Raw genomic sequence first — 11929 nt, 5'->3', positions numbered from 1 at the left:
TGTCTTCGACCGTGAAGCCGCCAAGATCGAGGGTGTCGATTTTCTCGCCCAGGGCACCATCTACCCGGACGTGATCGAATCCGCCGCCAGCAAGACCGGCAAGGCCCACGTCATCAAGTCACACCACAACGTCGGCGGCCTGCCCGAGACCATGAAGCTCAAGCTGGTCGAACCGCTGCGTGAACTGTTCAAGGACGAAGTGCGCAAGCTCGGCCTCGAACTCGGCCTGCCGTACGACATGGTCTACCGTCACCCCTTCCCGGGACCGGGCCTCGGCGTGCGCATTCTCGGCGAAGTCAAAAAAGAATACGCCGACATCCTGCGTGAAGCCGACGCCATCTTTATCGAGGAACTGCACAACTTCGACTGGTACCACAAGACCAGCCAAGCCTTCGCCGTCTTCCTCCCGGTCAAGTCAGTAGGCGTCGTCGGCGACGGCCGCCGCTACGAATGGGTCATCGCCCTGCGCGCCGTCGAAACCATCGACTTCATGACCGCCCGCTGGGCCCACCTTCCGTATGAGCTGCTGGAGAAGGTCTCCAACCGCATCATCAACGAGATCAGCGGCGTTTCCCGCGTGACGTATGACGTCAGCAGCAAGCCGCCCGCCACGATTGAGTGGGAGTGAGGTTTAGCTGTCGCAACTGCAGTAACTAAGACCCGCTACCGCGCGGGTTTTTATAGACTTAACCGTATGTGTATGTTAGTTACTGTTAGTTTTCTCGATGTGTTTTAAGATTTATTGAGGCGTTATGAATAGCAATGTTAGTAGTGCTTGCTCAGGATCAATAGCGCCTTTTCTGAAGTGGGCGGGGGGGAAACGTTGGCTAGTGCACAAGCATGGGAATCTTTTTCCAGATTTTTCAGGTAGGTATATAGAGCCATTCTTGGGAAGCGGAGCGGTTTTTTTTCACCTCAAGCCAGAAGATGCGGTGATTTCAGATTCCAATTCGTGGCTGATCGACACATATATTGCATTAAGAGATGACTGGCAGTCTGTTTTTGAGTTGCTAAAAAAGCATCAGTATAAGCATTCAAAAAAATACTATTATGAAATGAGAGCGTTTTCCCTTGAAGACAAGATCGAAAGGGCAGCGCAGTTTATCTATCTAAATAGAACATGTTGGAATGGGCTCTTTAGAGTTAACCTTAGTGGGAAGTTTAATGTTCCCATTGGGACTAAGAGTAATGTTCTACTAGAAGATGGATTTCTAGAGGTGTCCGAGATTTTGTCGAATGCAAATATTTTGAATGTAGATTTTGAGAAGGTTGTAGATTTGGCTGTTGAGGGAGATTTTTTGTTTGTAGACCCCCCGTATACAGTTAAGCATAACTTGAATGGCTTTGTTAAATATAATGAGAAAATATTTTCATGGGATGATCAGGAAAGGTTGTTTTATTCACTGAAGCGTGCTAAAGAAAGGGGGGTTAAGATAATGTTGACAAACGCTAATCATCCCTCAATATTGTCTTTATATGAAGGTTTTTTTGATATACAAGAAATTGAGAGAGCAAGCGTTATTTCAGCTAAGAAGGACTTCCGGTCAAGGACGACCGAGTTGCTTATTAGCTGATAGAGCATATTTTAGAGATGAGGTAAATAGGTATGCTGTTCGAAGGTTTTTGTGCATATTTTTTATTTGTTGCGTTTGCTGTTTGGAATCTGAGAGATTATAGTCCAACCCTTAAAACTTATGGGCTGTCGATGGCTGAGTTTCTTGTTACCTACATAGTGGGTAACTTGCCTTTCTTGATTCTTGCGTTTGATCTTTCTTTGCAGAAAGAATCAGTGAGTTTGATTGGTTTTTTAGCGGAGGAAGGTCGTCCAGGTGAGATATTTATATATATATCTGCTTTCTTAGCTCCGGTGATATATACTTTTCTCGCATGGTATAAAGATGCGAATATGGTTTGGCACTCTCTTTATTTTATTCTGATTTTTGCATGTCTGATGGTAGGGCTACATCTTTTTCTCAGGTACCGAAGTCTCCAGTTTTTTGAAAATGATTTTGCGGATATGGTCTCCCTATTTTTATATGTGGTGTCTCTTTCCTTATGGTATTTTTCAATCGTATATTACCGATCGCTGCAAGAGCAAAATTTTTCTAAAGAAAAACCTAATGATGTTTTGGAAAAGGTTAAGAGGGAGGGGTATTGATTATGAGTGATATTAGTGAAGTAAAAGTTTCTGCAGTTAAGGTCAGGCAGCCTGTAGGGGATTTTTACCAAGCAGTTATTCCATGGAACCTCCTTTCTGAAATTTCTTATGCTGATGTTAGAGCAATTGAAGAGGGTGATGAAAGAAAGCTTGATCGCTATATGGGGATTCAGAGAAAGATTGATAAAAAGAGAATAAAAGATATAGTCAAATACGTTGAAAATGTTGATGCTACATTTCCGACTTCAATTGTTATTGCAATTGATGAGGATAATATAGAGTGGTTCGAGGATGAACGGGTTTTAAGAATATTTGATGGTGCTGGTAATGGGCTAGAGTCGGTGGCAAAAATTTTGGATGGTCAGCATCGAGTTGAGGGGATTAAAAATTTCTCGCGTGAAGTTTTTGATCTTCCAGTTACAATATTTGTTGGTGCTGATATGCCGACGCAAGCAAATATTTTTGCCACTGTAAATTTGGCGCAAACAAAAGTAAATAGAAGTCTTGTTTATGATCTCTTTGAGTACGAAACTTCCAGAAGTCCCCAGAAGTCATGTCATGAAATAGCTGTGGCGTTGGACTCGTATGAAGATAGCCCTTTCTTCAAAAGAATAAAAAGGCTTGGGACTGCGACCCCTGGTAGAAGCAAAGAACTTCTAACGCAGGCGGTTATTGTTGAATCAATTATTGATTTTATTGCGGATGACCCTTGGGAAGATAGGAATCAATTCCTAAAAAGGATGTTTGCGAATAATTATTCGCAAACAAAGCTTAAGGAGAAGTACATATTCAGGCCTTTCTGGATCGATGAAGAAGATCATAAGATTGTGGCTATTATAATAAACTATTTTAGGGCTGTAGAGAGGAAATGGCCGAGGTCTTGGTCTGATTTTGACAAAAAAGGTAATGTTCTTCCTAAGTCCAATGGTGTGAAGGCCTTGATGCGCTTTCTTAGGAAAGCATATAAAGAAGTTGTTCCATATTACATGAATGACTTGAGAATTCCTGATGTTGAAGAGTTTTTTAATATCTTCGACAAGGTTGAGATGGTCGATTCTGATTTTAATATTGAGACATTTCCTCCGGGTACAAGTGGTGAGGCTAAGCTTTTTAATATCCTTGATTCAACTCTAAAAGATCAAGTTGATCTTTTTTGATGGCTTATTCTTAAAATAGGTAAGAGGGAGCTTTTAATTCATCTTCCTGATAAGATAGAAGGTGCCGGCAATAGGCACCGAGGGTGTTCAAAACTCTGCGTCAGCCTGAACATCATAAACCAATGTAGCCGTCCAGGCGTTCGGGGAAGTGGATAGCCATCTGAGACAGCGTCAGACTCCAATTCTGCACGGGATGTGTCCAGCGCTCCGATGCTTTGAGTATACCGGCATAGGGCAGTTTTAGCAGGCTGTTCTCGTTAGCGAAACCGCCCTTGGTCTTGATCAGCTTGTAGAATTGGCGATGGACGGCCTCGACAGCATTGGTGGTGTAGACGGTCTTGCGCACGTAATCAGGGTACTTGAAGTAAGCCGATAGCGTGGGCCATTTGTTGCGCAAGGAGGCGATGACTAGGGAGTACTTGTCTCCCCACTTGGCTTCCACCTCGTCCAGTGCCATCTCGGCCGCATTGAGCGTGGCCGCCTTGTAAACGGCTTTCAGGTCGGCCATGAAGGCCTTCTGGTTTTTCGAGGCAACGTACTTCATCGAGTTACGGAGCTGGTGAATGATGCAGTGCTGGATCTCGGTCTTCGGATAAACGCTCTCAATGGCTTCAGGGAAGCCTTTCAGTCCGTCGACACAAGCGATCAAGATGTCTTGGGCACCTCGGTTATAGAGATCGGTTAGCACACTCAACCAGTGGTGAGCCCCTTCCTGATCGGAGAGATAAAGGCCCAGTAATTCCTTTTTGCCTCGATGTTGACGCCCAGAATGGTGTAGATGGGCCTCGCCCAGCGCCTCCTGGTTTCCCGCAGGTCGGACTCGTATTGCTCGCGGATATCTTTGGGGCGGGCCTTGAATCCGTTCTCCATGTTGCGCTGGGCTTCATCGATCCAGCCGTCGACCTCAGAGACGGTGAGGTCATGCTGTCGCGCGACCTCAGCGACCGTGGTCTTGCCTTGAAGATGTCCATGATCACGGCCGCTTTGCGCTTCACAGTCTATCGCTTAATGGGATTATCGTTGCTCATCCTATCCTCCTGATGACTGCACTATAGCCTGTGCAGCTCTGGAGGGGGTCACTTCATCCCTTTGTAAAAATTTCGTTGTATCAAGGCTTTATTTAAATAAATTATTTCTAATGCAAAAAGTTGTGGCATGTGCTAAATTAAAAAGGCCTATCATGAATAGACCTTTTTTGATGCACTGGATTAAGAAGTAAGGTCTTGTGTTGAAACTATAGTTGCGAATCGGTCCTTGAGGGCAGCCATTGCAGCGTCGTGCAAAAGCTCAGAAGAAATAACCGAACCATTATGGCTTGGGAGTTCTCTCGTAGCGCAGGCGTCATGACAAACAAAATTTTTGAACCCCAGATCAAGGGAAGCTCTAACACTTGCGCTTACGCACATATGACTCATAAACCCAGAAAAAACTACCTGCTGTTTATTGCTTAGAAGCAATAACTCCTTGAGGGGGGTGTTATGAAAAGAGTTCGGGTGTGCTTTTTCGATGACCTTCTCATCCGAAAAGGGGGCGAGAGGGCTCAGGATCGAAACTTTGTCGGTAAGCGGATCGAAGATCTTGCCTTTAGGTTTTCCATGTTGAACAACATGGAAAACAGGTGCTCCTTCTTGCCGTGCCTTGTCAAGCAAAAGCTTAGCATTTTGAAGGGCCTCTTCGCCGGCAGTTTTCAGGGGCAATGCACCATCCAGATACTCATTCTGATAATCAATCAGGATGAGCGCACACTTCTTCCAGTCAGCGACTTCATTTGGGGCACCAGCCATGTCAAGCAAGGTCATTGGTATAGTCATTTTTCGCTATCCGTAGTTTAAAAGGCACGCTAAATATGAACAATTTTGACTTGGAGGTAAATTTAAAATTATGTGTAACTCACAAACAGTTTTGAAGAAGATAAAGCAAAGACTGAATTGGGATGACCTACGTTTTTTCTATGCGCTTGCAGATAGTGAATCAATGACCTCAGCAGCTAAAAAGCTGAATGTTAGTTATATGACTGTGTCCAGAAGGCTAGAAAAATTGGAAGAGACACTTCATAAAGAGTTGTTTGTAAGGAATTCTGAAGGCTTTGTTCTCACAAAGCATGGCCGAAAGCTATATGAGAAAGTGCAGGCTATGCACGATACAGCTGAACAGCTTGTGGAAGATCTTAGTACGGAAGATGTGATACAAAAGAAAATAAGAATTTCAACAATACAATCATTAGCTTATCAAATAGTCGCCCCGGGGTTGAGAAGTCTTCAGGAGAAATACAGTAGCCTGATCTACGATATTCAAGTGACTGATCGCAATATCAGCATTCCAAAGCGAGAAGCCGATATAGCAATACGCCTGAGTAATACACAAGCAGATGAAGAAAATACTTTTAAGTTAAAGCTGGGGAGGTTGAATTATTATCTTTGTGGGACAAAAATCGTCATTCGTGCAATGCAGGAGGGGGAGGCTGTTTCTGCGATAACATTTAATGAAGAAATGTGGCAGCTGCAGGAAGTAAAGCATTTGTTGAAAACTGTTGGGCTGGAAAGAATTAGTTTCCAGTCAAACTCATCTGTTGTTCAGCGGTCAGCTGCGATCGCGGGATACGGAGTGGTATTGTTGCCGGACTTCATGATCGAGAATACAGAGCTTTGTAAATCATCTGAAGAACCTCAGTTTTCTAAAGACATTTGGTTGGTCACTAAGAAACAAAGCTATGAACTCACTGCTGTAAGGTTGATAATTGAGGAGCTGGCGAGTGTTTTTGAGAAATACAGTCAATGAAATATAAAATAAACGGTCTGGCAATCCGGAGATGGTCAGACCGTTCTAGAAAAAATTAATAGTCCAGTTTGTTCTTATTCTTGAAGCTTAACCAACCTCGAGCATACATATTGTTTGCTATTAGGGACAGGATCACCAGAGCAGATCCAAGTATTTCTTCAGGAACAATGCTATTACCGCTGAAGAACGCTATCGCAAATGCAGTAATTGGAACCAGGTTGATGAACAATACTCCATTCACCGGCCCAACGGTCTTGATGCCATGATTCCAAGAAAATACAGCCACTACTCCAGCGAACACTACCAAATAACTTAACTCCAGAATGTTTTCTACAAGAATAGAAACGGAGGGCATATGAGTGACGCCTGCCATATTGGTAAGTAAGCAGATGCCTCCTATGGTAAGGCTGCCAAGTCCTGCCGAAATGGCCGTATAGCGTAGCGAGGAGAAACCTTCTATATATGATGCGCCGATTGTATAAGTAACCCAGCAAAAAGCACCCAGCAAAATTACTAAGTTAGGTAGTAGGGCTCCTCCTGTCAATGATGTAATGCTGCCTTTACTGACCACCAGTACGACACCGAGAAGTGCAAAAAAGATGCTTCCAAATGTAAAGTTGGAAGGCTTTTGTTTTTTTAGTACCCAAACCATGATCACTGAGATAAGAGGCATGAGGGCCATGATAATCGCCCCGTGCTGTGGTCTCGTATGAGCTAGGCCAGCAAAAGCCAATATACTGAAGCCAGCAAATCCGAGCGATCCGAAAACATAAAGTTTGAGAACCTGGTGTCCGGGATTGAGTGCTGAGATGCCTTCTTTTGCTGCCAGCAGTATCAGGAGGATCAAGGATGCTACACCATATCTTATTAGGCTGATATGTACAGCATCCATTGATAATAATGCACTTTTTGCGATAGGAAACATGCCGCCCCATGATAAAGTTGTTAGCAAAAGACATAGAATGCCCACTACCACTCCGGGGTGCTTTATATCGTTGCTGACATAATGGCTATTAGTAAGCATGCTTTTCAGTTCTTCTACCCTGACTTTCCCTGAAGGGGAGTAAGGGATGGCTTTGAGAAACTCAATTTTGGTGCATTTCATTTTGCTTTTTTTAATTTCTTTTTTAGCAAGGTCATAAATTTCAGGCTTCATTCCATTAGCATGATCAGAAGCCACTATTCCGCATATTACCTTACCGTTATTGGCGCCAGTCGGCACTATTGCTAAATCCCTGACTCCGGGGTGTTTGTTAATCGCGTTTTCGGTTTCATAAATTTTCAAACCTTTAGCATTTAGTGCTCGATTCATTAGGTATAATAAACCGCCCTGTATATAACCGGCTTCAGCAGTCAGTAAATATTTATCTCCATCATGTTCAACAGTATCATGTGGTATATTGTGGTACTCATCCATGTTCATATAGCTCGAAATTGCAACGCGACCAATTTCACCATCAGCGATCTTATGACCCTTTTCGTCAAGAACGAGCAGCTTGTTGCCATCATATGGTTTCCCCACACTAGTGGGCTGCTTCATAATGTCGTGAGGCTCAGCGATAGTGTTAACGCCGGTTTCGGTAGTACCATAATACTCGTAGACTACTGGTCCAAGGATGTGCAGAGCATCTAACTTTAGCTTTATAGGGAAGTTCTTGCCGCCGACAAGCAAAAATCGCAGTGAATTTTTTTTAAAGATATGCTCCTGACCGTTGGCATGAGAGATGACTTCCAAAAGCAGTGGCGGTGTCATAGAGCTGGCTGTAATTTTCTCGCTTTTTATCAGCCGAACCATATCCTTAGTATCATGTGGATTAGCAATGATGACCGTTGCGCCCAAGCTCAGAAAAAGTCTGGCCCAACCATTTCCAGCAGCATGGTACATGGGCATAGCCAGCATATATTTATCTTCGGAACTGAACCCGTATCGACTTTTGAAATAATTGAAACGCCTGGCATCAAAGGAAGTATAACGGACTGCGGCTTTGGGAGGTCCTGAGGTGCCGGAAGTGAATGATATGGCCTTGAATGTTCTCTGGCCTAAATCAGGATCGGTGGTAGAATCAAGATTTTCCAACCGAGAATAATGAGTTGCTGCCTTGAGGCCATTGTCAAGGTCGATGATTGGGGCAAGATCGATAATGCTTCGAATGTCAATTCCCTCTTCGAGGAAAAACGAAGAGGATATAACGATCAGGCCGCAACCTGAAACATCGAGCATATGCTTGATATTCTCCGGCTTTTGTGTGTAATCAATGCCGACAAAAGGTATTTTAAATGTGGCCGCAGCTGCAGCAAGGATAAAAAGCTCACTCCTATTTGGTGATATGTAGCAAATGCTTCTAATTTTATAAATATTAAAAGTGTTGTGCATGTTTCTAAATATCTTTTCTACCTTATCATGGTATTCCTGCCATGTGAGGCTATGTTGTTGATCAGCTATGGCTTCTCTGTCGGCACGGCTGGAAGCAAACTCTTTGATTAAGTTTAGCGGTATCATATTTCTCTCCATTTACTTTGTGTTCAAAGAAATTTCATGCTTACGCCAGATACGATGCATTTCTTTATTTTCTGAAGTCTCAACTTTGAAATTCTTTCTCCGGGCACTACGATCGGAACTCCAGGGGGGTACGGTATTACAAAGTATTCTGATATTGTGTCCTCACGAAGCTGGCTGATGCACCATTTATTTTTTTCCTCAATAGTCTGCAGAGCCCGTATTAGTGCATTCAGGTTTTCTTGAGTGATGCCAAAGTGGATATTGAATAGAACACAGCTTTCAGTGTACCTGCTTACATATATGTTGTGCTCTTTGTACAGAATTTCCCGCAACCGGCTGCCAGTAATGTTAAGTTCGCTAATGTCCAGCCATACCTTGGTTTGGTCACTAGTCGCGTAATTTTGCTGTGCTACGAAGTCTGCTTTTGTACTGCTGATTACTAAAAAAAGCGTAAGCTTTTCTTTAACTAATTTTTTGAGAAGCCGTGCATTGGCTTCCGCTCGGTCAGAGAACATTCGACCTTCTATACGAGCATGACACTGGGCCAGGTCTAGGCTTGTGAGGTGTCTATAGTTGGGTGAGGTAGTATGAAGCCGGTATCGCATTTGTTTGAGTTTTTCGATGGCTTCCTCACCCCCAATGCAATGTAAATAACTTGCTTGTCTGCATGCAAATAGCGACTTGTGAGCTGAGTGAGTGATTATAAAATCGACTTCATATTTGCTTCTGAGATTTTTCGCAGCATCAATCGCGCAATGCCGTGAAAGGCTAGTAGAGAAGTTGGACCACGCACCCCACGCTTCATCGATTATTATCTTCTTGAGTGATGGACCATGCTTAAGAAGCAGGGGAAGTATCTCATCCAATTTTTGCTGTATGCCTTCATAAGTTTGGCTGTTGATAATAGCAACATCATAGCCATTTTTATTTTCTTCTGCGCATATGATTTCATCAAGCATTGCCTTTACGTTTAGGGATGTCTTTCCAGTTGTCTCATCAATCTCGATATCATCAATGTAGGTTTTCTTCTTCACCTGGGTCGAATTGATTGTGAAATGAAATGATTGATGTAGGCCCTTTTGTATAATTATTCTGCTTTCACTGCTGCAAGATGCTGCAACGGCAATTTGGTTTGAAACTGTAGATCCAGAGCATATAAAAAGTGTTGAATCTGTACCGAATGTTCTGGAGGCTTCTTTTTCGGCATCCTTTAATACAGAGTTCAATGAAGCTATTGAGTCAATGAATGGCTCTGTAACGCTCATTTCATAATTCGAAGACATAAGATCAAGATATTTATCCTCGAACCTCGAATTACTGAGAGATTTTAGATTACTAAGAGGTAGTGTGTGGAAGGAAATTAACTGCTTAAGCATTGCACTATGTGCTGCGCGATAAAAATAGATTGGGTAGGTCATTGTCATACCTTTACGTTGACTGGTTTAAATAGAATTCTAAATTAAGCATATAACGCCCAGTCGTTTGGTCAATTTTCAATGATGTGTAAGCCCTAAACTTTTTTCTGTGCAATGTCCTTCTTCATGTTTTTTAACGGTTATTAGATTTTATTCTTGTAAGCAGTGTTTTGTAATCTGGTTATTCTGCATAATAAGGTTCCTAGCAGTATTTGAAGTGACCCTCTTCAGGACTGTGGGTATGCATCTGCATCGCTAGGCCGACCCCACCGAGAGAGGCGTCGAGGGCGCCGTCGATAGAGCGCGGATTCGTCAAGGCCATCACGAGATTGCCGTCGCCCAGGGCGCTGCGGGCCTTCATCAACTCGTTGCTCTGGGGCATCTGCAGTGCCCAGCCGTCAGCGCTCCATAGCGCGATTGGGTCAGGTGATGATCATCTTTTTGCTACCTCATGCAGGTTGTCTCGTAGTGGGGACTTGAATACCTACAAGCTGTCTGACGAGTCTTAAAATACCCAATTTGACGAGCTGGCTATGAAGCGGCCACGCAGCTACTCCCGCGTCACTCAGCAGGCACTCCGGTCCTCGGCAAGCTAATCAAGGCTGATCGCTTGGAGCGGGAACTCACCGCTGCCGACCTGTCTGAACGCGCAGGCATCTCGCGTAAGACCCTTCGGAATATCGAAAATGGTGAAGCCGGTACTAGATCGGCGTCGTCTTCGAAGTCGCCACACTCGTAGGGGGGCGCCTGTTCGACTTCGATGACCGGGTGGGTGCGATACACGATGCCCGCCTCGAAGAAAGACTGATACTGCTGCCGAAGCGGGTTCGCCCGAGCAAGCAGGAGGTCGATGATGACTTCTAGGCTGACGACGCCACGCGAGGCCTATGTCTGGATCTGGTTGCCGGGAGAGACGCAACCCGTGGTGGCCGGTCGCGTCATGCAGCACGGCGATAGCTACAGCTTCAACTATGGCGCCAGCTACCTGGCGCGCGATGGGGCGATTCCTATCTATGACCCCGAACTGCCACTGCGTCGCGGTCTGATCGAGCCGCCCGCTGGCAGTTCTTGAACAGCTACTACGTCGCAGGCCTCGGCCAGCGATCAGCACCATCTCGGCTACATGATCGTTTTTTGTAGCACCGAACGCCGCCCGATCGGCGGCGCTCAGTGCCACGGGTGTGGCGAGTTCACGAATCAGGGCAGGCCATGCCGCGCACACGGGCCTGCGTCAGCAGCCATGCCTGCATTCCCACTAGCAGGGCGACGACACCCGCGACGACAGAGAGCGCGTCGACGGGCATCCGCAGCGCCAGGGCGAGCCCACCGAGCGAGGCGCTAAGGGCGCTGCCGAGATAGAGCGCGGATTCGTTCAAGGTCACCGCAAGGTTACCGTCGCCCTGGGGTTCGCGGGCTGTCATCAACTCGTTGTTCTGGGGCACCTGCAGTGCCCAGCCCACGGCGCCCCATAGCGCAATCGGGATCAGCGCCAGCCAAGGGCTGATGCCAAGCAGCAGTGGCAGGGTGATCAGCTCGATACCTAATAGCAGCATGATGGCGAGGGTGAGCCTGGGGCCCGAGAAGCGGTCGACCAGCGTGCCAATCAAGAAGCTGCCGAGCACCCCACCCACGCCCCACACCCACGCCCCACACCCACGCCCCACACCCACGCCCCACACCCACAGATAGGGCGTCACCGAGCGCTCGCCGTGGGCGCCGATCAGCGGGGCGATGAAGGTATACATGCCCAGGCTGGCGATGGCGGCCAGCACGCGCGTCGAGCCGGGCAAGACCTGGTGCCAGGTGCCGTCTCTGGTGAAGCGCCTGATGGACGACCTGACGACACGCCCTAGCTACGTACTGAATCTGCGTTGGGACGTGCTGGCGTGGAACGACGCGGCGGCGCGGGTATTCGGCTTCG

General features: G+C 45.9%; 12 protein-coding genes and 2 pseudogenes. 8 read left to right on the top strand and 6 right to left on the bottom strand.

Annotation, left to right across the window (positions count from 1 at the left end):
* The 4 genes from guaA to OP495_RS15045 all read left to right on the top strand — a co-directional run.
* On the top strand, positions 1-628 hold a 628-nt coding region (gene guaA, locus OP495_RS15060; protein ID WP_280570467.1), incomplete at its 5' end, for a glutamine-hydrolyzing GMP synthase.
* Between the two features lie 124 nt (positions 629-752).
* Positions 753-1574, top strand: a complete 822-nt coding sequence (locus OP495_RS15055; RefSeq protein WP_280570465.1) for a Dam family site-specific DNA-(adenine-N6)-methyltransferase — start codon at positions 753-755, stop codon at positions 1572-1574.
* Between the two features lie 32 nt (positions 1575-1606).
* Positions 1607-2158 carry a hypothetical protein gene (locus OP495_RS15050; RefSeq protein WP_280570464.1) on the top strand — a complete coding sequence of 184 codons (552 nt, stop codon included), beginning with the start codon at positions 1607-1609 and terminating at the stop codon, positions 2156-2158.
* Positions 2159-2160: 2 nt separating this feature from the next.
* The gene (locus OP495_RS15045; protein WP_280570462.1) at positions 2161-3315 is read left to right on the top strand and encodes a DGQHR domain-containing protein; all 1155 of its coding nucleotides are present in this window, start codon (positions 2161-2163) and stop codon (positions 3313-3315) included.
* Between the two features lie 112 nt (positions 3316-3427).
* Here OP495_RS15045 and OP495_RS15040 read toward each other — a convergent pair.
* Positions 3428-4104 (bottom strand): annotated as a pseudogene (locus OP495_RS15040) (IS256 family transposase); the annotation flags it as partial.
* Positions 4105-4140: 36 nt separating this feature from the next.
* Between OP495_RS15040 and OP495_RS15035 the strand changes: the two are divergent.
* The gene (locus OP495_RS15035; RefSeq protein WP_280570469.1) at positions 4141-4356 is read left to right on the top strand and encodes a hypothetical protein; all 216 of its coding nucleotides are present in this window, start codon (positions 4141-4143) and stop codon (positions 4354-4356) included.
* Positions 4357-4523: 167 nt separating this feature from the next.
* Here OP495_RS15035 and OP495_RS15030 read toward each other — a convergent pair whose 3' ends face one another.
* The gene (locus OP495_RS15030) at positions 4524-5114 is read right to left on the bottom strand and encodes a cysteine hydrolase family protein (RefSeq protein ID WP_280570461.1); all 591 of its coding nucleotides are present in this window, start codon (positions 5112-5114) and stop codon (positions 4524-4526) included.
* An 82-nt stretch (positions 5115-5196) separates the two neighbouring features.
* On the opposite strand from OP495_RS15030, the gene OP495_RS15025 reads away from it, so the two are divergent.
* Positions 5197-6093, top strand: coding sequence for a LysR family transcriptional regulator (locus OP495_RS15025; protein WP_280570459.1), 897 nt, complete (start codon positions 5197-5199; stop codon positions 6091-6093).
* A 55-nt stretch (positions 6094-6148) separates the two neighbouring features.
* Here OP495_RS15025 and OP495_RS15020 read toward each other — a convergent pair whose 3' ends face one another.
* The 3 genes from OP495_RS15020 to OP495_RS15010 form a co-directional block, all read right to left on the bottom strand.
* Entirely contained in the window at positions 6149-8593 is a 2445-nt protein-coding gene (locus OP495_RS15020; protein WP_280570457.1) for an AMP-binding protein, read from the bottom strand.
* A 23-nt stretch (positions 8594-8616) separates the two neighbouring features.
* Positions 8617-10011 (bottom strand): hypothetical protein, encoded by a 1395-nt coding sequence (locus OP495_RS15015; protein WP_280570455.1) that lies wholly within the window; start codon positions 10009-10011, stop codon positions 8617-8619.
* A 199-nt stretch (positions 10012-10210) separates the two neighbouring features.
* Complete coding sequence (locus OP495_RS15010; RefSeq protein WP_280570453.1) at positions 10211-10390, bottom strand: hypothetical protein; 180 nt, start codon at positions 10388-10390, stop codon at positions 10211-10213.
* A 471-nt stretch (positions 10391-10861) separates the two neighbouring features.
* Between OP495_RS15010 and OP495_RS15005 the strand changes: the two genes are divergently transcribed.
* The gene (locus tag OP495_RS15005) at positions 10862-11080 is read left to right on the top strand and encodes a hypothetical protein (RefSeq protein ID WP_280570451.1); all 219 of its coding nucleotides are present in this window, start codon (positions 10862-10864) and stop codon (positions 11078-11080) included.
* Between the two features lie 118 nt (positions 11081-11198).
* Here the strand turns inward: OP495_RS15005 and OP495_RS15000 are convergent, their stop codons facing one another.
* Positions 11199-11780, bottom strand: a complete 582-nt coding sequence (locus OP495_RS15000; RefSeq protein WP_348521321.1) for a hypothetical protein — start codon at positions 11778-11780, stop codon at positions 11199-11201.
* Positions 11781-11784: 4 nt separating this feature from the next.
* Between OP495_RS15000 and OP495_RS14995 the strand changes: the two are divergent.
* Positions 11785-11929: pseudogene (locus OP495_RS14995) on the top strand (transcriptional regulator); the annotation flags it as partial.

The sequence above is a fragment of the Chromohalobacter sp. 296-RDG genome (assembly GCF_029889885.1).
Classification (GTDB): Bacteria; Pseudomonadota; Gammaproteobacteria; order Pseudomonadales; family Halomonadaceae; genus Chromohalobacter.
This window is presented reverse-complemented; position numbering and strand designations above follow the sequence as displayed.